Genomic DNA, 22,460 nt, shown 5'->3' with positions numbered 1-22,460 from the left:
GCAGGCTAACGCCGTACCCGTGGCATCCCCAGTCCGATCCAGGAGATGATCTCCCGCTGGATCTCGTTGTTGCCGCCGCCGAAGGTGAAGATGACCGCCGAGCGGTAACCGCGCTCCAGGTCGCCGTGGAGGACCGCGCCCGCCGAGCCCTCCTTGAGCGGACCGGCCGCACCGGCCACCTCCATCAGCCAGGCGTAGGCGTCGCGGCGGGCCTCGGAGCCGTAGACCTTGACGGCGGAGGCGTCCTGCGGGGTGAGGGTGCCTTCCTGTACGGCGTTCACCATCTGCCAGTTGAGGAGCTTCATGGCGTCGAGGCGGGTGTGGGTGCGGGCGAGGTTGCGGCGCACCCAGGGCAGGTCGACGACCCGGCGGCCGTCGGCGAGCTTGGTCTCCATGGCCCAGCGCTGCACGTCGTGCAGGGCGCGGATGGCCATGGTGCCGTGGGCTGCGAGGGTGACGCGCTCGTGGTTGAGCTGGTTGGTGATCAGCCGCCAGCCGCGGTTCTCCTCGCCGACCCGGCGGGCGACGGGGACGCGGATGTCCTCGTAGTAGCTGGCCGTGGTGTCGTGCGAGGCGAGGGTGTTGATGACGGTGCAGGAGTAGCCGGGGTCGGTGGTCGGCACCAGGAGCATGGTGATGCCCTTGTGCGGCGGGGCCTCGGGGTCGGTGCGGGTGGCGAGCCAGACCCAGTCGGCGGTGTCGCCGTTGGTGGTCCAGATCTTCTGGCCGTTGACGACGTACTCGTCGCCGTCGCGGACGGCCCTCGTCTTCAGGGCGGCGAGGTCGGTGCCGGCGTCGGGTTCGCTGTAGCCGATGGCGAAGTCGATCTCGCCGGAGAGGATGCGGGGCAGGAAGTACGACTTCTGCTCGTCGGTGCCGTACTGCATGATCGTCGGGCCGACGGTGTTCAGCGCCATCAGCGGCAGCGGTACGCCGGCCTGGGCGGCCTCGTCGAAGAAGATGAACTGTTCCATCGCGGTCAGGCCGCGGCCGCCGTACTCCTTCGGCCAGCCCACGCCGAGCCAGCCGTCGGTGCCCAGGCGGCGGACGGTCTCCCGGTAGAAGCGTTTCTGCGCGGCCGGGTCGGCGTAGCGGGCGTAGGCGTTCTCCGGCACCAGGCCGGCGAAGTAGGCGCGCAGTTCGGTGCGCAGCCGCTGTTGCTCGGACGTGTGGTCGAGGTGCACGGCGCCTCCAGGCTCCCCAAGGGCGGTCCTGACGGCGCACACCGTAGAACGTGTTCCAGAAATAGGGAATGGCGGCGGCCCGCCGCGACCGGTGTCAGCTCTGGCCGGGCGCCAGCGGGCTGCCGTGCAGGGAGCCGAGCACCCCGGCGCCCAGGACCTTCAGCAGCGGCTCGGTGAAGGCGCCGTCCACGAGGACGAACACCATCCGGGCCGCCGTGTCCGTGCGGTTCTCCCAGCGGTGGTCGGTGCCGCGCTGGATCACCACGTCCCCGGCGCGCAGCACCCGCTCGGAGTCGTCGAGGACGAGGACGACCTCGCCGGCCAGGACGATGCCGTAGTCCACGGTCTGGGTCCGGTGGGTCGGGGAGACGCAGCCCGGCGGGAACTCGTTGACGCGGATCTTGGTGCCGCCGGGGGCCGGCGGCACGGTCAGGTCGCGCTCGGTGGGCTCGGGCTCGTCCGCCGCGACGGGTGCGGGGACCGCGTCGGTGTTCCACAGCTCGTAGAAGGCGGCGCCGTCGGGTGCGGTCCGGATGACGGGCGGTTCGCCGTCGGAGAGGAACACGGAGGTGCCCGTCTCGTCGTGACCGGTGACGATCCGGCGGGGCGGCTGGCTCATGGCGGTGCTCCTCTGGTGGCACACGGGAGGCTTGCGGGCCGGGGCGGTACCCGGGTCACGCTAGGCAGTCCGGCGGTGCGGCGGAAACGCGTATCGGCGATGCCTGCCATCGGGTCAGCGGGTCGCGCCGGCCCGGCCCGCCTCCGCGCGGATCTCCTTCGGTGCCAGGGCGAGGACGGTGACCGCGACCGCCAGCAGCACCGCGGCGAACTGGGCCGGCCGGATCCCGATGGTGGCCGCGAGCGGGCCCGCGAGCAGCGTCCCGAACGGCGTGGCCACCACGGTGCCGAGCATGTCGTACGAGCCGACCCGGGCCAGCCGGTCCGCGGGGATGGTGCGGGCCATGGCCACGTTCCACTGGACCATCATCAGTTCCACCAGCACTCCGGTCCCGAACGAGAACGCGCAGATCAGCCAGAGCGGCAGGAGCAGCGCCAGGGCGAGCGTGGGAGCGGCGACCGCGGCTCCGCACAGGGCGACGAACAGCATGGGCCGCCGGGTGGTGAAGCGGGTCGCGGCGCAGGCTCCGGCGACCAGCCCGAGCGACTCGGCGACCAGGATCTCGCCCCAGGCCGCCGGGCCGCCCAGGCTGTCCCGGGCGACGACGGGGCCGAGCACGCCGTACCCCCACGCGCAGGCCATGAAGACGAACGAGTACTGCAGGACGATGACCCACAGCCAGGTGTGCGAGCGGAACTCCCGCCAGCCCTCCCGCAGTTCGCCGAACAGGTCGGGTGCGGCCCGGAGGGCTGCCGGGGCGGTGCGGATCAGGAGGTTGGGGACGGCTGCGGCGAGCATCGCGGCCGCGTCCGCGGCCAGCGCCCGGCCGGGGCCGAAGGAGACCACGGCCGCCCCGGCGAACGCGCCGCCGCCGACGGTCGCCCCGTTCGTCACCAGCCGGCTGATCGCGTTGGCCCGCTGGAGTTCCGTGTCCGGCACCAGCCGGGGCAGGAGCGCCGTCGAGGCCGGGAGGAACATCGCCAGGGCCGCGCCGGTGCCGGCCTCCAGCAGCATGATCTGCCCGATGGCCGGGTGCCCGGTCAGCAGCAGGAACGCCAGGGCGCCCTCGCAGCACGCGGTGAGCAGGCAGGCCGCGGCGATCACGTACTGAGCGCCGAACCGGTCCGCGAGCACTCCGCTGACCGGCATGAGCAGCAGCGCCGGGGCGATCTGGGCGGCCAGCACGTGCGAGAGGTCGGTGACGGAGCCGGAGAGGCCGAGGACGGCGAAGGAGACGGCCACCGTCGAGACGGCCGTCGCGGCGGGGGCGAGCAGCCGGTCGAGAAGCAGCAGGCGGAAGCCGTGCAGGTGCAGCACGCTCCGCGGCACGCTCGGTCGGACGGACATGGCCGTGTGACTCCCCCGCCCTCAGGTGCCGGCCGGCGGGAAGGCCACGGCGCGGACCGGGGCTCCGGTGCCGCCGCGCAGCGGGATCGGGAAACCCGTGAACCAGAAGCGGCGGCCCGCGACGCTGCCCAGGTTCGCCAGGTTCTCGTAGATCAGGATCCCGGCGGCGACGAACGTCGTGTGTGCCGGGGAGACCGAGTCGTCCGGGTCGTCGGGGCTGGGCTGGTCCACCCCCAGGGCCCGCACCCGGTGCCCGGCGATCCAGCGGCAGGCGTCCTCGTCCAGGCCGCGGTAGTCGGTGAGGTACGCGCCGGTGCCGCCCAGCCGGTCGTGCACGCCGGTGCGGAGCAGCAGGACGTCCCCGGGCAGCAGGGGCAGGCCGCTCGCGGCCAGGGCCGCCGCCAGCCGTGGCCGGGTGACCGGGCCGGTGTCCGCGGCGAGGTCCAGGCAGATCCCCGGGCCGCAGAACGAGGCGAGCGGCAGCTCGTCGATCCCGGCGGCACCGGCGGCCGGGTCGATGTGGTTCGGGGCGTCGACGTGGGTGCCGGCGTGGTCGCTGAAGGTCACTCCGTACGACGCGTAGGACGTGCCGTCCGGGAGCCGGGTCCCGGCGTGTGTCTGGTGCGGGCGGATCCGGGTGGGCACCAGGCCGGGGTAGACCGGCATCCCGTCGTGGAACTCCTGCGTGAGGTCGACCGGTCGGGTGAGGTCGGGCCGCACGGGTCCGGGGCCGGGTGCCGTCATCGGTGGGGCTCCGGTTCCAGGGACGCGGCCGCGTCGGCGTAGCAGGCGCGTGCCGTCAGCAGCCACTCGGGCAGGAAACGCCGGGCGTACAGCACCTCACCGGCGGCCTTCTCCAGCTCCAGCAGCGGCAGCCAGGACGTCCAGCCGGCCGGCAGGCCGCCGCTGGCCACGGCGTACGCGTCCGTGAGGTCCGCCAGGGCGCGGTCGTAGACGGCCCGGGCGGCCGGGGGGTCGCCGTGCCGGTCCCGCCGCCACAGGTGCGCCAGCAGGACCGAGCGGCGCAGCGACGCCAGGTCCCGGAGCGGCGTGTCGGGGCGGACCCGCTCGTACGGCTGCTCCGTGGGGTCGCCCTCCAGGTCGGTCACGTGGACCCGCCCGTCGGCGACGAGGAACTGGCCGAGGTGGACGTCGCCGTGCACGTCCTGGGCCGTCAGGTCCGTTGCGTGCCGGGGCAGTTCGGGTACCGGCAGGTCGCCGCGGCAGACCGCGCGCGCCGCCGTGATCCGGGCGCTGATCCCGGCCAGGCGGGTGGCGGAGCCGAGCCGGATGTACGAGCCGGGGGCGAGGGCGGTGTGCAGCTCGGCGAGGGCGGTGCCGAACGACCGGCACAGGGACCGCAGTTCGTCCTCCGCGCGCAGCGGGTCGAGGTGCTCCAGGAGTGTCCAGCCGTCCGTGGCGCCGGCAAGGTAGGCGGTGACCACGGCCAGGGTGGTGGGCGGCCCGTCCGTGCGCCAGGTGAGCGCACCGGCAACGGCGGGGGTGACACGGCAGCGGGCGGCGGTGAGCCGGGCCAGGAGCTGTTGCTCGCGGGTCGTGCCGAGGGCGGGTTCGGCGTACCACTTCACGGCGAACCGTTCGTCGACGATGTCGAGGGTGTTGGTGTGCCCGGCGGCGAGGCGGCGGCTGCCGGTGACCGGCGGCAGCGGCCGGTCCGGCGCGTGCAGGGTGGCCGTGCCGTGGTCGCAGCGGACCTCCGTGCGGTGCCGCAGGGCGGTGAGGAGCGCGAGCGCCGCCGTTCCGGGCGGGTCGGCGTCGAGGCCGAGGCGCAGGTGGCCGGGTTCGGCGGCCCGGTGCAGGGGCAGCGTCGCCCCGCCGAGGCGGAGGACGTCCACGGGCGGGTCCGCGGTCACGGCAGGGTCCGGCCCGGGAACGCACCGCCCGCGGTGTGCCCGCCCCACCCGGGGTCGAGGGGGAGGTCGTGCACCTTCCGCCCGACGAACAGGTAGTAGAAGAGAGGTTCCCCGTCGATCGAGTAGCGGTGCCGGTAGCGCTCCATCCGGTGGACGCGCAGCGCGCCGCTGCCCATGATGCCGGACACCAGCCGGGCGAAGCCGGTCCGGTCGTCGTCGGCGACGAAGGTCTCCTTGACGTTGAACACGACCCAGGCGCCGTCGGCCACGACGTTGTAGGCGTTGACGAAGGCGGCCACCGGGATGTCGCCGAAGCCGAGCGCCGAGACGCACACCAGGGCGTCCAGGCCCCACTGGTCGAGCTGCTTCAGCAGGTCCTCGCCCGGGTCGGTCATGTCGGCGACGTAGTAGGCGTCGTAGGCGTGCGGACGGTCGCGTACGCAGGCGTCGCGGGCCGCCTCGCTGATGTCGAGGCCGACGACCCGGGCGGCCGTCAGCAGTTCGCCGACCATGCCGTTGCCGGCGCCGAGGTCGAGGACGCGCAGCGCGTGGATGTCGGCGCCGTGGTCGCGCAGTTCGGACAGCAGGGCGTCACGGGCCGTCCGCGGGGAGGCGCAGCGCAGCCGCTCGTGGAACAACTGCTCGTACAGGCCGGGGCGGCGGAAGATCTCGGGGTAGTCGTGGGCGCGGATGCTGGTCCGTACGCCGTCCTCCATGAGGTCGAACGTCCACTGCTCCGCCCGCACGGTCTCGGGTTCGACGGGCGGGAAGCTGATCGCGTGTCTGGGGGCGGCGGACTCTGTCGTTCCGTGCACGAAGGGCTCCTGGCGGGAGAGGTGGGGGGCCGGCGTCAGCCGGGGTAGCCGTTGGTGATGGGCATGCGCCGGTCGCGGCCGAACGCGCGGGGGCTCACGCGCAGGCCGGGCGGGGTCTGGTGGCGCTTGAACTCCTTCTCGGCGACGAGCCGAAGGGTCAGGTCCACGTCCTCGGCGCGGGCGCCGGTGCGGGCGAGGATCTGCTCGCGGGAGGCGTTCTCCTCGACGGCGAGTTCGAGGATGCGGTCGAGGACGTCGAACTTCGGCAGGGTGTCCTCGTCGCGCTGGTCGAAGTCGGTCTCCGCGCTCGCCGGGCGCTCCACGATGCCGCGCGGTACCGGGTCGGTGTCACCGGTGCCGCCCCGGTGCCTGACGAGGGCGTACACCAGCCACTTCGGCACGTCGTCGATGACCGCGAGGCCGCCGGCGGTGTCGCCGTAGAGGGTGGAGTAGCCGACGCTGGTCTCGGTCTTGTTGTTCGTGGTCAGCACCAGCCAGCCGAACTTGTTCTGCATGGCCATGAGAAGGGTGCCGCGGATGCGGGCCTGGAGGTGCTGCTCGGCGACGTCCGGGCCGCGGTCGGCGAAGACGGGCGCGAGCATCGTCTCGTACGCCTGGAAGGCGGGCTCGATGGAGATCTCGTGGCTGCGCACGCCCAGGTTGTCGGCGAGGCGGCGGGCGTCCGCCCTGGTCTCGGCGGAGTTGTAGCGGGAGGGCATCAGCAGTGCCTCGACGTGGCCGGCGCCGAGCGCGTCGACCGCGAGGAGCAGGACGAGCGCGGAGTCTATGCCGCCGGAGACGCCGAGGCAGACCTTCCGGAAGCCGTTCTTGCGCACGTAGTCGCGGACGCCGAGCACCAACGCCGCGTAGACCTCGGGCAGTTCGTCCAGGACGGGCGCGACGGCCGGGGCCGGGCGGGCCGGCGGGGGCGTGGCGGCGGGCCGGGGCAGGGTTGTGCGGCTCACGTGCACTGTGGAAGAAGGGGGGTTGGGCAGGCGCGCGGCGCGCACTGTCTCGACGTCGATGTCGACGTGGAGCAGGGCCTCCTCGAACTGCGGGGCCCTGGCGAGGACTTCGCCGCGGTGGTCGAGGACGACGGAGTGACCGTCGAAGACGAGGTCGTCCTGGCCGCCGACGAGGTTGCAGAAGGCGACGACGGCGCGCCGGTCCCGGGCGCGCTGGGCGAGCATCCGCTCGCGCTCGCGGCCCTTGCCCCGGTGGTAGGGGGACGCGGAGGCGTTCAGGACGAGGTCGGCGGCGGAGGCGGGGCCGGCCAGGGGCGGTCCGTCCGCCCAGATGTCCTCGCAGACGGAGAGCGCGAGGCCGGTGCCGCCGTAGTCGAGCAGGCCGGGTTCGTCACCGGCGGTGAAGTGGCGCTGTTCGTCGAAGACGGCGTAGTTGGGCAGCCGCCGTTTGCGGTACACCGCCCGGACCGCGCCGTCGGCCACCACGGCGAGGGAGTTGTGGACGGCGCCGTCCCACTCGGGGAAGCCGACGAGGGCGACGATCCCGGCGGTGCCGCGGGCGAACTCGTCGAGGGCGGCCCGGCAGTCGCGCAGGAAGTGCGCCTTGAGGAGCAGGTCCTGCGGCGGGTAGCCGCAGATGGACAGCTCCGGGGTGAGCACGAGTTCGGCGCCCTCGTCGCGCGCCCGGTCGGCCCAGCGCCGCAGCGCGGTCAGGTTACCGGCCAAGTCGCCCACATGAAGGTCGAGTTGGGCGAGAGCGAGTCTCAGCCGGGCGGGCGGTCTCATCGTCGTACCCCGGTCAGCGAGTCGGCGAGGTCGGCGATCAGGGTGCCGCCGGTCTCGCGGCCCGGGGCGCGGCGGATGTTCTCGCGGACCTCCGCGAGGCGCTGCCTGCGGCCGTCGTCGGCGAGCAGTTCCCCGATGGCGGCGACCAGGGTGTCGGGGTCGAAGCCGTAGGTGTCCATGCGGACGCCGAACCCGAGGTCGGCGACGCGCTGGGCGTTGTCGTACTGGTCCCAGAAGAGCGGGAGGACGATCATCGGCAGGCCCGCGGCGACGCCCTCGCCCAGGGTGTTGCTGCCGCCGTGGGTGATGAGGAGGTCGCACTCGGGCAGGACACTGGGCTGCGGCAGGAACGGCTCGCCGTACATGTTCGGGCCGAGGGTGACCTCGTGGTGGCAGGGGCCCGTGGAGACGATCGTGCGGTGGCCGGTGCGGGCGACGACGTCCACCAGGTGCTGGAGGAGCCTGGTGTCGAGGGAGCCGAGGGAACCGAGGGAGAGGTAGAGGACGGGGCCGGTGCCGGGCAGGTGGTCGGCCACCCTGAACCTGCGCTCACCGGTGCGGACCACGGTGTCGAGGCGGTGCCAGCGGCGGGCGAACCCGGGCGGGCGCGGGTAGTCGAGGGCGCTCGGGTAGGTGTAGAGGTTGAGCCAGGGCGAGTCGTGGGCGAACCGCAGGGGTTCCAGCGGCGGGGCGCCCTGGGCCGTGCAGTAGGCGTCGAACTCGGCGTGCAGGCCGGTGTGCAGGTCCGCGTACTCGGCGCGGAAGGCGTCCCAGCCGGTGCGGTCGCCGAGCGGGTAGCCGGAGAAGGCGGGCGGCAGGTCCGGGTCGGCCAGCTCCAGCGGGTTCGCCGAGATCGACCGCACCCACGGGATGCCGGACGCGGCGACCGAGGGGTCCGCGCCGACGTTGTCCACCACGATCAGGTCGGGGCGGACCTCGTCGATGATGGCGCGCAGCCGGGGGTGGGCGTACTCGGCGGCCCGCGCCAGCTCGGCCCACTGCGGCCGGATCACGGTGCGGAGCTGCTCCAGGGTGGAGCCGCGGAAGTGCACGGCGTTCTCCCGCACCCAGGCGGCCCACATCGCGGGGCCGGCCGCGGCCGGGTCGGCGGGCGGGGGCGAGGCGTCGTACACCTCCTCGTCGAAGCCGTGCGCGACGGCGACCCCGCGGAAGCTGCCGTCCATCGCGAACACGGGCCGCGCGCCACGCTCGCGGACCACCTCGGCCATCGCCCGCAGCGCGTTGTACGGCCCCCACGCGGCGGCGCCGGGCACGAAGAGGACGCGGGCGCTGTCAGGCACGATCCGCCCCCCGTCCGGCCGGCGACGCCGACGCGTCGCCCGCGGTGCCGGGCAACTCCGGGGCGTACAGGGCTGGTTCTCCGGCGGGCACGGTCTCCGTGCCGCGGTCGAACCCGTTGCGGTGCGCGCTCATCGGCCGCCTCTCGGTCCGGGATCCGGGCCCGGAAGCGTGCCGCGGCCCTGGCTGATGCCGCTCGACACCGTACGGCCGCGCCCCGGGGACATTCCCAGATCCCCGAACGGAGACCTGTCGGGTGTCGGAGCGCCGCTCCTACCTTCTTGTCCCACGCGGTCCGGACGTGCCCGGACACCGTCGAGAGGGAGCCCTGCCCGTCATGACACAGCAATCCCCCGAGATGATCCACGCGCTCGCCTACGGCGCCTACCCGGCGCGCTGTCTGCAGGTCGCCGCCGAGATCGGTGTCGCCGACCGGATCGACGACGAGCCGGTCCCGCTCGGCAAGCTCGCGGCCGCCTGCGGGGCCGCTCCCGGCGCGCTCGACCGGGTCCTGCGCCTGCTCACCTCGTTCGGTGTCTTCGAGGAGCGGGGCGGCGGCTACGCGCACACCGACGCGTCCCGCGTGCTGCGCGACGACCACCCGATGAGCGCCCGCCCGCTGCTGCGTCTGATGGGGCTGCCGATGCACCTGGACAGCCTCTCGCTGCTCCAGCACACCGTCATGACCGGGGAACCGGCCATCGAGGTGCTCCAGGCCGAGGGGATCTGGGCCTATCTGCAGGAGCAGCCCGACGAAGCCGAGATCTTCAACCGCGCCATGACCTCCATGGCGGCGGCCGGCGTCCCGGCGGTCGTCGACGCCTACGACTTCACGCCGTTCGGTGTGATCGCCGACATCGGCGGCGGCCGGGGTCACCTGCTGCGCGGCATCCTGGACGCCGTCCCCGACGCCGAGGGCGTCCTGTTCGACCGGCCGGGCGTCATCGAGGCCCTGGCCTTCCCCGACCACCCGCGGCTCGCGCTGCGCGCCGGGGACTTCTTCGACGAGGTGCCCGCCGCCGACGCCTACGTCCTGATGCACGTCCTGCACAACTGGGACGACGAACGGACCGCGCGGATCCTCGCCACGGTACGGAAGTCGGCCGCCCCCGGAGCCACCCTGCTCGTCATCGAGAACGTGCTGCCCGACGAGCGGCCGGCCCCGGCGGCGCTCACGATGGACGTCATCATGCTCGCCCTCACCCGCGGCCGGGAACGCACGGAGGGCGAACTGTCCGCGCTCCTCGACGCGGCCGGCTTCCGGTTCACCGGCATGACGGAGACCTCGGGCACCATGCGCATCGCCGAGGCCAGGGCGGTCTGACCCGCACGACAGCGCCACCCCTGCCGACGGGAGCCCGGCCGGGGTGGCGCTGTCGTGTGCAGGGGGCGCCGGCTCCGCTAGGCGGCGGGGCCCAGGATCACGGGCAGTTCGGCGAGGTCGTTGCCGATGAAGGAGTGCTGGGGCTCGAGGTCGTCGGGGGCGATGGAGAGGGCCAGCCGGGGGAAGCGGGCGAACAGGGCCGGCAGGGCGATCTCGGCTTCGAGCCTGCCGAGCGGGGCGCCGACGCAGTAGTGGATGCCGTGGCCGAAGGCCAGGTGCTGCTTGTCGGCGCGGTCGATGCGGAAGGCGGCCGGGTCGTCGTGGACGCCCGGGTCGCGGCCGTGGGCGCCGAAGGCGATGAGGATGGCGTCCCCGGCCCGTACGGTGACGCCCTCGCCGAGGTCGATGTCCTCGGTGGCGTACCGCAGCGGCAGGTGCATGATCGGCGGATGCAGCCGCAGCGCCTCGTCGATCACGTCGGCCCAGCGGGCGGGTTCGGCGAGGACGGCGGCGAGCTGGTCAGGGTGGGTGAGGAGTTCGCGTACGGCGGCGTCGATCAGGGCGACGGTGGTCTCGCTGCCGCCGCCGATCATCGCGATCAGGGTGGAGATGAGCTCTGCCTCGCTGAGCCGGTCGCCGTCCTCCTCGTGGGCGGTCAGGAGCACGCTGGTGAGGTCGTCGGCGGGGGCGCGGCGCTTGGTCTCGACGAGGGTCAGCATGGCGCCGTAGAGGTCGCCCGCCACGGCCGCGGAGTGCTCGGGTGTGACGTCGGTGGCGAACACGTCGCCCATGATGCGGAGCATCTCGGGCCGCTGGTCGGCGGGGACGCCGAACAGGTCGCAGATGACCCGGGTGGGCACGCCGTGCGCGAACCCGGCGCGCAGGTCGACGCGTTCGTCGGCGCCACGGGCCGCCAGGGCGTCCAGGAGATCGGTGACGATCACCTCGATCGCGGGCCGCAGCTCCTCGATCCGGCGCGGGGTGAACGCCCGGCCGAGCAGCTGCCTCAGCCGCGCGTGGTCGTCGCCGTCGGAGGTGAACATGCTGGTGACGTCGACCCAGGGATAGAGCCACGGTACGGCGCCGGGCTGGTGTCCGGGCCAGGACTTGCGGGCGTCCTTGGAGACGTGCGGATGGACGAGGAGCCGTTTGGCGACGTCTCCGCGGGTGACCGACCAGGCGACGACGTCCTCGGGCATACGCACGCGGACGGCGGGTCCGGCGGCACGGAGTTCGTCCGCCTGCTCGTACAGCCGTCCGCCGCCGTCGCTGTCGAGGGTCACGGCCTCGGTGGGAATGCTGGTCACGCGGTACCTCCTGGGTACGGTCCGCGGCGTGCGAACACGCCGGGTACTGCGGGCGGGAGCGTGCGCGGTGCCGGGCGGGCCGTGAGGCTGAGCCGCCTCACCTCAGGAGGGTGAACTTCCGTACCGCGCAGGCGAGTTGAGTGGGGCGCAGCGACACCGTACGGCTGCCCCGCGAGGACAGGCACAGATCCCCGAACGGGGACCTGTCGGCCGGCCGGGCGCTGTTCCTACCTTGGGTGGAGTGCGGACCACGGCTGCCCCGAGGCCGGTCGGCGCGACACGTACTGCGGTGCCGAACCGGCGAGTGGGTCATGGTTGCTGATGGCAGAGTCGTCCCGTCCTTCCCGATGCCCCGGGCACCCGGACGGCCCTTCGATCCCCCGCCGGGCCTGTACCGGCTGCGGCGGGAGGCGCCCGTGTGCCGGGTTCGGCTGTGGGACGGCAGCGTCGCCCGGCTGCTGACCCGGCACGCGGACCAGCGGGCCGTGCTGCTGGACGGCGAACGGTTCAGCTCCGACACCGACCTGCCGGGGTTCCCGCATCGCAGCGCGAGTTCGAAGGCGATGCGGTCACGGGAGCGGGCCTTCATCGACATGGACGATCCCGATCACGGCCGGATGCGCCGGCTGGTGATCCCGGACTTCGCGGCGCGGCGGATCGACGCCCTCCAGCCGATGGTCCGGCGGGTCGTGGACGAGCGCGTCGACGCACTGCTCCGCGGACCCGGGCGGTTCGACCTGGTGGCGGACTTCGCCACCCCGGTGACCCTGCTGGTGCTGTTCGAGGTCCTCGGAGTGCCGTTCCGGGACCACCCGTTCCTGCGGGACGCGGCGCTGACGATGCAGTCGGCCGGCCATTCGGAGGCGGTGGGCGCCTCGGTCAAGGCCAGGGTCATGGCGTATCTGGAGGGGCTGATCGACGCCAAGGCCGCCTGCCCCGGGGCGGACGTCGCCTCCCGGCTGGTGCACGGCGGCCTGGCCGCCGGGGAGCTGAACCGGGAGGAGACGGTGATGACGCTGATGCTCCTGCTGATCGCCGGGTTCGAGACCACCGAGCAGATGATCGCGCTCGGCACTCTGGCACTGCTCGAACACCCGGACCAGCTGGCCCTGTTGCGGGAGAACGACGACCCGGCGGCGGACACGAGGGCGGCCGACGAACTGCTCCGCCACCTGACGGTCTCCCATTTCGGCCGCCGGCGGGTGGCGTTGACGGACGTGGAGGTCGGCGGGGAGGTGGTGCGGGCCGGTGAGGGGGTCGTCGTGGCCACCAACATCGGGAACCGGGACGAGGAGGTGTTCCCGGACGCGGACCGGCTGGACCTCGGGCGCGACGCCCGCGGTCATCTCTCCTTCGGGTTCGGCCGGCATCTGTGCCTGGGCCACCACCTCGCCCGCACCCAGATCCGGATCGCCCTCGGCACCCTGCACCGCCGGCTGCCGTCACTGCGGCTCGCCGTCCCGCGCGACACACTGGCCTTCCGCCACGACAAGATGATCTACGGCGTCCACGAGCTGCCGTTGGTCCGCCGGGCACCCGCGTGACCCGTCAGCCGCGCGCCTCCGCTCTTCCGGGGCCGGGGTCCGCGGCGGCACCGACCTCGCGCCGGGAACGTACCTGCAACTTGGTGAGGATGTGCGAGACATGGGTCTCCACGGTGCGCCGCGAGAGCAGCAGCCGGGTGGCGATGTCGGGGTTGGACAGGCCCTCGGCGACCAGGTCGGCGACGCGCCGTTCGGTCGCGGTCAGCGCCTCCCAGCCGAACGACGGCCGCACGTGCGGGGCGCGGCTGCCGGCCCGCACGCCCCAGGGGCGCAGCCGGGCGGCGGCCCGGCGGGCGTCCCAGTCCGCGCCCAGCTCGGCGCAGACCGCGAGGGCCTCGCCGAACGAGGCGCGGGCCGCGTCGAGATCCCCGGACGCCGCCTGGACCACGGCGAGGTCCTCCAGGGCGTTGCCCAGATCCGGCTGCCGGCCGGCGCCCCGGTGGTAACCGACGGCGGCGATCAGCCGGGCCGGATCCAGGTCGAGCAGCCCGGCGCACCAGTCGGCGGCCGCCAGGGTCCGCGGCCGCGGCCTGCGGTCGGCGGCCTGCCGGGCGGCGATCCCGGCGGCGCTCGCGGTCTGCCGGTCCTCGGCGGCCAGCGCCAGCCGGACCAGGGCGGGCAGCCACTCCGGGTGGTTCCCGAGGTCGTGCGCGTACGTCTCGGCCATCAGACCCATGAGCACCTCGACGGCCTCAGGAAGCCGGCCCGCCCGTTCGGCGACGAGGCCGCGGGCCAGCAGCAGGTGTCCCGCGGCGACCGGTCCCTGCCCCGGAGCCCGGCCGCCCGCCGGGGCGTCCAGGAAGCCGGCCACCGCCTCCCACTCACCACGGCGGGCGCCGATCATCGCCTTCAGGCCCCGGCGGGCCAGCCGCCACAGCGGCGGAAGGTCGGTCACCTCGTCCAGCACCGCCAGCGCGTCGTCCCAGCGGCCGTGCTCGTAGTACCGCTCGGCCCCCTGCACGAGGGTCATCGACAGCCGGGTCGCGCCGACCCGTTCGGCGAGCGTACGGGCCTGGGTGAGCGCCTCCTCCGCCTCCTGGAGGCGGTCGACGCCGTCCAGGTCGGTGGCCCGCTTGCCGAGCAGGATGAGCCGCAGGTCGACCAGGTCCGGGTCGTTGCCGACCTCCGCCAGCGCCTCGTCGTTCAGGGCCAGCGCGCCGGCCTGGTCGCCGTGCCAGCTGCGGATGACGGAGGCGGCGTGCAGGGCGTATCCGACGGTGGTCGGGTCGCCCAGCTTCCTGCCCTCGTCCAGCGCCTCGGCCATCGCCATTCGGGCCCGGCCGATCTGCCCGAGGAGATGCCGGGCGAGCGCCACCAGGGCCAGCAGCCGGGCCCGCCAGACGGGGCCGATCCGGGGGTCGTTGGTGGCGGCGCGCCAGTTCTCCACCACGGCCTCGTAGCGGCCGGTGCGCATCCCGATGGTGCTGAGCAGCCATCTGACCCGGCCGAGCAGTTCGGGGTCGGCCGTCTGCCGCAGCACGGTGCGGGCCAGTTCCTCGGCCCGGTCCAGCGGGCCCATGCGGAAGTAGAGCGCGGCCAGTCTGCCGGTGAGCACGGGCAGCCGCGGATCGTCCGGGCCCGCCTGGCGCACCGCGTGCTCCAGGAGTTCCGCGGCGGCGATCGGGGCCCGTACGACCAGACGTTCGGCGTTCTCGGCGAGCCACTCCCACTCGCGGTCCTCAGCCGTGTCCAGGACCGGGAGGATCAGCTCGGCCACCCGCTCCACGGGGGCTCCGGAGGTCATCAGCTCCTGTGCCGCGCGCCGCAGGAACGCCGTGCGCAGGGCGGGTGGCATCGCCTCGTACAGCACCTCCCGCAGCAGGCCGTGCCGGAACCGGAGGCGGGACCCGGCGGACTCCAGCACGGCGGCGCCGAGCGCCTCCTCCACCACGGCCAGCATGGTGCCGGTGCCGCGGCCCACCGCCGCGGCCAGGTCCCGTACCGAGAACTCCGGCCCGAGCAGCGACGCGGCGCGCAGCGCCTCCTGGGTGTCGGCGGAGAGGCCGGCCAGCCGGTCCGCGATCACGTCCCGCAGTTCGGTGAGTTTCTCCACGTCCCGGCCGGCCGAGGTCAGCTCAACCCGGCCGTCCGTGGTCCGCAGGGCGCCGACGCGGGCGAGGGCGTCCAGCAACTCCCTTACGTAGAGCGGGTTTCCGGCGGCGGAGCGGAGTCGCTCGGCGAGCACCGGACCGGGTTCGCCGTGCGCCAGCAGCCCGGTCAGCCGGGCGACCTCGGCCTCGGGCAGCCGGTCGAGCGAGATCAACTGCCCGCCCCGGGAGCGCAGATCGCGGCGCAACGGCTCCAGCTCGGTGTTGCCCGGCACCGGACGGCAGGTGCCGATGACGAGTAACGGCAGCTGGACGGAGGCCCGGCACAGCCGGCGCCACATCAGCAGGCTCGCCTCGTCGGCCCAGTGCAGGTCCTCCACCGCGAGCACCAGCGGGCCGGTCGTGCACAACCGATCGACCAGGACGAGGAGTTGTTCGGTCGCCGCCACCACCGGGTCCCCGGCGAGCAGCCGCATCGTCCAGCCCGCCGCCTGCTGCGGCTGCTCCAGGGCGAGCGCCGCCTCCGCGCGGCGGGGGTCGGACGAACCGGGGTCGATCTCCAGGAGCCGGGTCATGACGGAGAGCGGCAACCGCCGGCCCAGCTCGTCGCACTGCCCGGCCGACACCTCGCAGCCGGCCGCACGAGCCTTGGCCAGGGCGTGCGCAAGCAAAGTCGATTTACCGATGCCCGGCTCACCCTCGATCAGCAGACTCCCGCCACGACCTGCGGCGACATCCGAGACCAACCGATCCAAAGTGGCCTGCTCCGCTTCCCGGCCGATCACCGGATGCAGCTGTTGCCCGAGCATGTTCATGACTCTAGAGCCTTTCTGTGAGATCCCAATCCGTTTCAGATGACGCCTGGGAAAACTGCAGCCTCGGGTCACACGGCCGCCCCCGGCTCACTGAGTCGGGCAGTCCCCCGGTCCTCCGGGATCTCAGTGAGGCTCACGGATGTCTCCGTATCGGCGCTGCCGCAGGCTCGTTCCATCGGTCGGCAACAGATGGGGCAGCTCATGACGACGGCACTCGCACCCGAGGCAGGGACTTCCGCACCGCAGGCGTTCCCCGTGCCGGGGTCCGCGGAGGAGAAGATGCGGATGATCTACGACGTCAACAAGAACTCCCTGATGCGCAGCCTGCTCGGCTGGACCCAGGGTGACCGGCAGACGGCGGAGGACCTCGTCCAGGAGACCATGGTGCGCGCCTGGCGCAACCTGGACATCCTTCCCGACGACCCGCGGGCGGCGCGGCCGTGGCTGCTGACGGTGTCGCGGCGGCTGGCGATCGACATGCTGCGGGCCCGCTCGTCGCGCCCCACCGAGGTGGAGGACGATCCGCTGGAGTCGATCCCGGTGGCGGGCGAACCGCTGGAGCAGGTCCTCGACCGTCAGGTGCTGCGCACCGCGCTCGCCGGGCTGTCCGCCACGCACCGCGCGGTGCTGGCCCAGGTCTACTTCCTGCACCAGCCGGTCCGGCACGCGGCCGAGGTGCTCAACGTTCCCGAGGGCACGGTCAAGTCCCGCACCCACAACGCCCTGCGGGCCCTGCGCGAGGCACTGGGCGACCGCAACGGGGCGACCCTGCGCGCCCGGCACGGCCTCCCGGCCCAGGCACAGCGGCATCCGGGCCGGCGCCCGGCCGCCGCCCGGCCTTCCGTCGCCGCGCACTGACCGAGGACGCCGGAACGGCCCTCGCACCGGCCCCTTACGGCACCGCACTCCCCCGCCGCCGCCCGCGCGCCGGCTCCCTCGGGACGGGAGCCGGGCTCCGGACCGCGGCCGCCGGGGCGATCCAGGTCCCCTCCACGCCCTACACGCCCTCCGCGGCCTCTGGCACAGCGCCCGCCCGCCGCCATGCGGTGCCTGCCGTCCGCCGGCCTCGCCCACGCCCACGAGAGCGGTCGGCCCCGAGGCAACGGCACGGCCCCGCCCCGGTACCGCACGGTCGTCAGTGGCCCCGGCCCCCGGCCGGCACCGCCGACGTGGCCGCGCGACGCCTGCCGACGGGCCGATGAGCGGGACGGACGGCTCCGTCCTTGCAGGCGAGTACATCGTCTCGTCGAGAGAGCGCCCCGGTGGTTCCCGCCAGGGGCGCAGCCGCGTGCCGCCGCACACCAGGCTCCCGCCGACCCTACCGGTGGGGGCCTTTCGCAAGCCCCGGACCGCCATGACGGCTGTGCCTGACGCGCCTTCGGTTGTGCGGCTCTCGACTGGCCCGACCTCGGATGACCCGCCCTCGGATGACCGGCTCTCGGATGACCGGCTCTCGGATGACCGGTTCTCGGCTCTCCGGCCCTCGGCCGAACCGCCTTCGGCGACCGAGAGGTCCGCTCCCTGTGGGGTCGCATCGCGTGGCGGGGAGGGGGTGGGGGCCTTCGGACGCTCCGTGATCGGGCGGGGCACCGCCGGCGCCGCGTCCGGCGGGGTGCGGGATCCCGGGGGCAGGGGCCGCCCGGCCGTCGCCCGGCATGCCCGAGCCCGCCGGTGCCGGTCCCCCACCACGGGCACCGTCGACATGGCGGCACCCTGTGTCCCCGCCACAACGGCGAGTCGGGCGCCTGCCGGGGATTCCGGACGGCCCGGCGGTTGGAGCCCCGAGGGCTGTGGGGCGTCGAGGCGGGCGGTACTGCCGGGGTGTGGCTCGCCGACCCGGGTGACCGGGTCCGGCCGTCCGCGTCGTGCGGTGAGGTCCGCCGAACGGCAGAGCGGCAGAGCGAGTTCGGGCTTTCGTCCGACGCCCGAAGCCGTCACGTGCGCTGCCATGCGGCGGAGCGTAGCGATCACCCGGGAGGCGGAGGTTCCGCGGAGATGAACGTTTCCCGCTTCCCCTCCGTCTCACGGGGGCCGCATCTCACACGTCCAGGGCGACCTGGACCAGGGTCGGCGGCGTCTGGCGGCCGACCAGGACTCCCCGGCCGGCCGGGCGCTGTGCCGCGCGTTCGCTGCCGAGGACCACGCCCTCCCGCGGATCGCCGGACAGGACGAGGCCCGCGGTGCCCAACTCCTTGACCCGTGTGAGCAGTTGCTCGGACATGGAGCCGCGGGCAGTGCCGGCGACCCGGCGGGCCACCACCAGGTGCAGGCCGATCTCGCGGGCCTGCGGCAGGAAGTCCATCAGCGGATTGAGCGGTGACGTACGGCCGTTCGCGACCAGGTCGTAGTCGTCGACCACCACGTAGAACTCCGGGCCGGTCCACCAGTCGCGCCTGCGCAGCTGCTCCATGGTCACGTTCGGCGGGGGCAGCCGCTCGGTGAGCTTGGCGACGACCTGCTCGATGTAGACCTGGGCCGCGTTGGCGTCGCCGATGTAGGCGCCGATGTACTCCTCGGCCACCGCGCCCATCAGGGCCCGCCGGTAGTCGACGACGACGAAACGCGCTTCGACGGCGGAGCGCCGGGCCGCCAGGCCCTTCATCCAGCCGCGCAGGAACGTGGACTTGCCGCAGCCGGCGTCGCCGAAGACCAGGAAGTGCGGGTCGGCGTCGGTGAGGTCCAGGCGGACCGGGGCCAGGTCGGCCTCGGCGATGCCGATCGGCACGCCCGGGGCGGTGTCGTCCTCCCGGATCCGGTCCGCCAGCTGGGCGGCGGTGAGGCGCTCGGGCAGCATCCGGATCGGCGGGGCCACCGGCCCGGACCAGGAGGCGGTGAGCTTGCCGATCGCCTCCTCCTGCGCCTCCGCGAGGCCGTCGGCGCTGTCCCTGCCGTCGAGCCGGGGCAGGGCGACCTGGAACTGGATGCCGGGCGGCGCCATGCCGCGGCCGGGGGCGGCGAGCCCGAAGGCGCGGGCCGCACGACGGTTGATCTCCGAGTCGCCCGGGTCGTTGAGGCGCAGCTCCAGACGGGCCGAGATGGCGTCCCGCAGCGCGGTGCGGATGTCGGCCCAGCGGCCCGCGGCCAGCACCAGATGGACGGCGACACCGAGACCGCGGCCCGCGATGTCCAGCACCGCCGCCTCGACGCCCTCCATCTCACCGCGTACCGCGCCCCAGTTGTCGATCACCAGGAAGACGTCGGCGGTACGCATGTCCTTGGGCAGCCGGTCGGTGTTGCGCAGCCGCCGGAACTCGTCGGCGGAGTCGATGCCGAGGTGGCGGAAGACCCGCTCGCGCTCGGCGATGAGCTGCCGGACCTCGGCCACCGCCCGCCGGGCCCGCGTCGGGTCGTGCCGGCCGGCCACCCCGCTGACGTGCGGGGCCCGTTCGAAGGGCTGGAGCGAACCGCCGCCGAAGTCCAGGCAGATGAACTGGGCCTCGGCCGGGGTGTGGGTGAGCATCGTGGAGAGCATCAGGGTGCGCAGGAAGGTGCTCTTGCCGGACTGCGGGGCGCCGACCACCGCGAGGTGACCGGCCTTGGCGAAGTCCGGTACCAGCGGCTGCTGGAGCTGCTGGAGCGGTACGTCCAGGACGCCGACCGGGGTGCGCAGGGCGCCCTTGTGGGACCACCAGTCGGCGGTCATGCCCCGCTCCGGGCGGACCACGACCGGTCCGGTGAGGTCGTCCAGGGCCAGCGCGCCGGGCAGCGGGGGCAGCCACACCTGGTGGGCCAGCTGGCCTGCCGTACCGAGCCGTTCGACGATGACCTGCATCTCGCTGGGCCCCTCCAGCATGGGCCGCACCCGCTCGCGCTCCTCCTCCGGTTCCGCGTCGGGGTCGGGCGGCAGCCGCAGCGTGAAGTGCACGGGGTCGGTGGGCAGTGGTCCGGCGGCGAGGGCGCGCTGTTCGTCCGAGAGGTGGGTCCCGGAGACATGGGCGACGCGGAACCGCTCCAGGACCGTCTCGGCGACCTTGAGGTAGGCGGAGCCGGGGATGGGGGGCAGCCGGTAGGCGTCCGGGGTGCCGATGACGACCCGTGACTCGGCCGCGGAGAAGGTGCGCAGGCAGATCCGGTAGGAGAGGTTGGCCTCCAGTCCGCGCAGCCGCCCCTCCTCCAGGCGCTGGGTGGCGAGCAGCAGATGGATGCCCAGCGAGCGGCCGACCCGGCCGATCTGGACGAACAGCTCGATGAAATCAGGACGGTTGGCGAGCAGTTCGCCGAACTCGTCGACGATGACCAGGAGGTACGGCAGCGGTTCCAGCGGGCGCCCGTCCGGGCCGGTGGCCCCGGCGGCCCGCCGCAGCTGGTACTCGCGGACGTTGTCGATGTTGCCGGCGTCGCGGAGCATCTTCTGCCGCCGCTGCTGTTCGCCGACGAGGGCGTCCTTGACCCGGTCGACGAGGGCGACCTCGTCCACCAGGTTGGTGATCAGGCCCGCCACGTGCGGGAGGTCGGTGACTCCGGCGAAGGTGGCGCCGCCCTTGAAGTCGACCAGGACCAGGCTGAGGAGTTCCGGCGAGTGGGTCATGGTCAGGCCGGTGACCAGGGTGCGGAGCAGTTCGCTCTTGCCGGAGCCGGTGGCGCCGACGATCAGGCCGTGCGGGCCCATGCCGCCCTGCGCGGACTCCTTGAGGTCCAGGACGAGTTGCCGGCCGCCGCTGTCGAAGCCGATCGGCATGCGCAGCACCTCCTCGTCCTGCGCGTCGACCCAGAGCGACTCGGGGCTGAAGTTCTCCAGGTCGGAGATGCCCAGCATGCTGGGCAGCGACATGGTCTGGGCGAGGATCTCCTCGCCCTCCGCGGACAGCGCGAGCGGGGCCAGCGCCCGCGCGACGGCCTCGCACAACGGCAGTTCCGCGCGGGCCGCGACGGCCGACTCGACCGCGGAGCGGGCGTCGGCGCGGCGGCCCTCGACGGTGACGGCGCCGTGTGCGTCGAGGCGTACCCGGACGTCGGCGCGGGTGGGTTCGTCGTTCTCGTGCTCCACCAGGCAGATGACGGTGATCGCGCTCTGCGGGCCGGCCGCGGCGAGGAGTTCGGCGGCGAGCGGCGAGCGGGCCCAGGCGGCCCGCGGCAGGTAGCGGTCGAGGACGACGACCAGGCGGCGCCGGGTGTCCGGGCCCTCCCGCACGGCCATGGTCAGCCGGCGGGACGGCTGCTGGGCGGCCGCCTCCAGTGCCTGCTGGAGATGGTCGGCGATGCCTTCGAAGTCCTCGGCGACCAGCGGGACCACGCCGGCGTCCCCGGTGGTGTCGGGTTCATGGGTGTGGGGCAGCCACTTGGCCCAGTTCCAGTCCTCGCCGCCGGTCGCGACGGCGATGCCCACGTCGTCCGGCGCGTGCAGTACGGCGATCTGGCAGAGCAGTGCGCGCACGGCCTCGCGGGCCGCCTTGGGCGGCCCGAGGACGCTGACCACACCGGCCTTCGCCAGGTCCAGCACGGCGGGCTGGTCGCCGACCACGGACATCGAGTCGACCAGCCGGTCGGCCGCCGTCTTGGCCCGCGGGTCGTACTCCACGGTCGGGTCGTTGCGGGTCGACATCCGGATGGGCGTCGTCAGCGGCGCGTTGCCCGAGCCGACGGACACCTTCAGGAAGTCGGGGTCGGTCACCCGGCGCTCCCACACCCGGCGGCGCTGGGACGCGATCGCCCAGAGCCGGTGCGGCGAGGGGAACTGCCAGGCGGCGACGGCGCGTTGGCTCTCCGCCACCTGCCGGGCGGTGCGCCGCACCTCGACCAGGTGGTCCAGGTAGCGGTCGCGGGCGCGCAGCTTCTGCTTGCGGGCCTGTCCGCGCATCTGCATCCGCACGCCGACGGTGACGCCGATGGACAGCACGACGAACGCGATGCCCAGCAGCACCAGCATCCGGCGGCCGCCGGACATCAGATAGGCGGCCATGCTGATGCTGGACAGCAGCGGCATCAGCAGCATCAGCCAGCTGCCGTTGCTGTCCTTGCCGACCGGCTGCGGCGGCGCGGAGAGCACCACCGGGTCGGTGGGCAGCGTGGGCGGCACCACCCTGGCGGGCCGGTGGAAGATGACCCGGGACATCAGATCTCCTCGTCGGTCGGGCTCACGGGCGCGGTCATCGCCGGGAACGGCGGTCGGGGAAGCGCGGTGCGACGGAGGCCCTCTTGTTCTCGGTCTTCTCGCCGTTCAGCCCGGCCAGCATGTCCTGCAGGCCGCCGGTGATGCCCGACATGACCTCGGCGCGCTGGTCGGTGACGGTGTCGTGGGCGCTGTCGATGGCTTCGACGAGGAGCCGGACCAACCGCTCCGGGTTGTCCGGGTCGATCACCGACGGGTCGATGCGCAGGTCCACGACCCGGCTCTCGGCCGAGACGGTCGCGCTGATCATGCCGTCCGAACTGTGGCCCGTGGCCTCGATGTTGCGCAGGTCGAGCTGTGCGTCCGCCACATTGCCCTGGATCCGCCGGGCTTGGTTGGCGAGCGCGGAGAAATCGATCTGCTCGTACTCGGGCATGCGGGCATCTCCCGTCCTGGGGGCTGTTGTTCGCTGAGAGGTTCCGCT

The 22,460-nt window shown here is 73.7% G+C and carries 15 protein-coding genes; 3 read left to right on the top strand and 12 right to left on the bottom strand.

Annotated features, from left to right (window positions below):
* Positions 1-5 precede the first annotated feature (5 nt).
* From ACIQVL_RS36305 to ACIQVL_RS36270, 8 genes are all read right to left on the bottom strand, one after another.
* Positions 6-1,184, bottom strand: coding sequence for an acyl-CoA dehydrogenase family protein (locus ACIQVL_RS36305; protein ID WP_403437441.1), 1,179 nt, complete (start codon positions 1,182-1,184; stop codon positions 6-8).
* A 94-nt stretch (positions 1,185-1,278) separates the two neighbouring features.
* Entirely contained in the window at positions 1,279-1,803 is a 525-nt protein-coding gene (locus tag ACIQVL_RS36300; RefSeq protein ID WP_403437439.1) for a cupin domain-containing protein, read from the bottom strand.
* Positions 1,804-1,917: 114 nt separating this feature from the next.
* The gene (locus tag ACIQVL_RS36295; RefSeq protein WP_403477459.1) at positions 1,918-3,150 is read right to left on the bottom strand and encodes an MFS transporter; all 1,233 of its coding nucleotides are present in this window, start codon (positions 3,148-3,150) and stop codon (positions 1,918-1,920) included.
* Between the two features lie 21 nt (positions 3,151-3,171).
* Positions 3,172-3,894, bottom strand: a complete 723-nt coding sequence (locus ACIQVL_RS36290; RefSeq protein WP_403437435.1) for a cyclase family protein — start codon at positions 3,892-3,894, stop codon at positions 3,172-3,174.
* Positions 3,891-5,024 carry a hypothetical protein gene (locus tag ACIQVL_RS36285; protein ID WP_403477458.1) on the bottom strand — a complete coding sequence of 378 codons (1,134 nt, stop codon included), beginning with the start codon at positions 5,022-5,024 and terminating at the stop codon, positions 3,891-3,893. The genes ACIQVL_RS36290 and ACIQVL_RS36285 overlap by 4 nt, the downstream gene beginning before the upstream one ends.
* Positions 5,021-5,839: a class I SAM-dependent DNA methyltransferase gene (locus tag ACIQVL_RS36280; protein WP_403477457.1), complete on the bottom strand. Its 819-nt coding sequence runs from the start codon at positions 5,837-5,839 to the stop codon at positions 5,021-5,023. The genes ACIQVL_RS36285 and ACIQVL_RS36280 overlap by 4 nt, the downstream gene beginning before the upstream one ends.
* 35 nt (positions 5,840-5,874) lie before the next feature.
* Positions 5,875-7,590, bottom strand: a complete 1,716-nt coding sequence (locus tag ACIQVL_RS36275) for an NAD+ synthase (protein WP_403477456.1) — start codon at positions 7,588-7,590, stop codon at positions 5,875-5,877.
* Positions 7,587-8,891 carry a nucleotide disphospho-sugar-binding domain-containing protein gene (locus tag ACIQVL_RS36270; protein ID WP_403437428.1) on the bottom strand — a complete coding sequence of 435 codons (1,305 nt, stop codon included), beginning with the start codon at positions 8,889-8,891 and terminating at the stop codon, positions 7,587-7,589. The genes ACIQVL_RS36275 and ACIQVL_RS36270 overlap by 4 nt, the downstream gene beginning before the upstream one ends.
* Positions 8,892-9,226: 335 nt before the next feature.
* Between ACIQVL_RS36270 and ACIQVL_RS36265 the strand changes: the two genes are divergently transcribed.
* Positions 9,227-10,213 (top strand): methyltransferase, encoded by a 987-nt coding sequence (locus ACIQVL_RS36265; protein WP_403437426.1) that lies wholly within the window; start codon positions 9,227-9,229, stop codon positions 10,211-10,213.
* A 77-nt stretch (positions 10,214-10,290) separates the two neighbouring features.
* Here the strand turns inward: ACIQVL_RS36265 and ACIQVL_RS36260 are convergent, their stop codons facing one another.
* Positions 10,291-11,520 carry a cytochrome P450 gene (locus tag ACIQVL_RS36260; RefSeq protein WP_403477455.1) on the bottom strand — a complete coding sequence of 410 codons (1,230 nt, stop codon included), beginning with the start codon at positions 11,518-11,520 and terminating at the stop codon, positions 10,291-10,293.
* 347 nt (positions 11,521-11,867) lie between these two features.
* Here ACIQVL_RS36260 and ACIQVL_RS36255 point away from each other — a divergent pair, with 347 nt between their 5' ends.
* Complete coding sequence (locus ACIQVL_RS36255) at positions 11,868-13,064, top strand: cytochrome P450 (protein ID WP_403477454.1); 1,197 nt, start codon at positions 11,868-11,870, stop codon at positions 13,062-13,064.
* A gap of 4 nt (positions 13,065-13,068) precedes the next feature.
* Here ACIQVL_RS36255 and ACIQVL_RS36250 read toward each other — a convergent pair whose 3' ends face one another.
* Entirely contained in the window at positions 13,069-15,921 is a 2,853-nt protein-coding gene (locus tag ACIQVL_RS36250; RefSeq protein ID WP_403477453.1) for an ATP-binding protein, read from the bottom strand.
* A 207-nt stretch (positions 15,922-16,128) separates the two neighbouring features.
* On the opposite strand from ACIQVL_RS36250, the gene ACIQVL_RS36245 reads away from it, so the two are divergent.
* Complete coding sequence (locus ACIQVL_RS36245) at positions 16,129-16,785, top strand: sigma-70 family RNA polymerase sigma factor (protein WP_403437421.1); 657 nt, start codon at positions 16,129-16,131, stop codon at positions 16,783-16,785.
* Positions 16,786-17,965: 1,180 nt separating this feature from the next.
* Here ACIQVL_RS36245 and eccCa read toward each other — a convergent pair.
* Both eccCa and ACIQVL_RS36235 read right to left on the bottom strand, forming a co-directional pair.
* Positions 17,966-21,979: a type VII secretion protein EccCa gene (gene eccCa / locus ACIQVL_RS36240; protein ID WP_403477452.1), complete on the bottom strand. Its 4,014-nt coding sequence runs from the start codon at positions 21,977-21,979 to the stop codon at positions 17,966-17,968.
* A 34-nt stretch (positions 21,980-22,013) separates the two neighbouring features.
* Positions 22,014-22,412: a YbaB/EbfC family nucleoid-associated protein gene (locus tag ACIQVL_RS36235; RefSeq protein ID WP_403437417.1), complete on the bottom strand. Its 399-nt coding sequence runs from the start codon at positions 22,410-22,412 to the stop codon at positions 22,014-22,016.
* Positions 22,413-22,460: the final 48 nt, after the last annotated feature.

This window comes from Streptomyces sp. NPDC090499 (assembly GCF_044769305.1).
GTDB lineage: Bacteria > Actinomycetota > Actinomycetes > Streptomycetales > Streptomycetaceae > Streptomyces.
This window is presented reverse-complemented; position numbering and strand designations above follow the sequence as displayed.

Bases quoted from the DNA above. Each gene is read 5' to 3' on its own strand.
- ACIQVL_RS36300 (WP_403437439.1), bottom strand. From the start codon at position 1,803: ATGAGCCAGCCGCCCCGCCGGATCGTCACCGGTCACGACGAGACGGGC.
- ACIQVL_RS36295 (WP_403477459.1), bottom strand. From the start codon at position 3,150: ATGTCCGTCCGACCGAGCGTGCCGCGGAGCGTGCTGCACCTGCACGGC.
- ACIQVL_RS36290 (WP_403437435.1), bottom strand. From the start codon at position 3,894: ATGACGGCACCCGGCCCCGGACCCGTGCGGCCCGACCTCACCCGACCG.
- ACIQVL_RS36275 (WP_403477456.1), bottom strand. From the start codon at position 7,590: ATGAGACCGCCCGCCCGGCTGAGACTCGCTCTCGCCCAACTCGACCTT.
- ACIQVL_RS36265 (WP_403437426.1), top strand. From the start codon at position 9,227: ATGACACAGCAATCCCCCGAGATGATCCACGCGCTCGCCTACGGCGCC.
- ACIQVL_RS36255 (WP_403477454.1), top strand. From the start codon at position 11,868: ATGCCCCGGGCACCCGGACGGCCCTTCGATCCCCCGCCGGGCCTGTAC.
- ACIQVL_RS36250 (WP_403477453.1), bottom strand. From the start codon at position 15,921: ATGCTCGGGCAACAGCTGCATCCGGTGATCGGCCGGGAAGCGGAGCAG.
- ACIQVL_RS36245 (WP_403437421.1), top strand. From the start codon at position 16,129: ATGACGACGGCACTCGCACCCGAGGCAGGGACTTCCGCACCGCAGGCG.
- eccCa (WP_403477452.1), bottom strand. From the start codon at position 21,979: ATGTCCCGGGTCATCTTCCACCGGCCCGCCAGGGTGGTGCCGCCCACG.
- ACIQVL_RS36235 (WP_403437417.1), bottom strand. From the start codon at position 22,412: ATGCCCGAGTACGAGCAGATCGATTTCTCCGCGCTCGCCAACCAAGCC.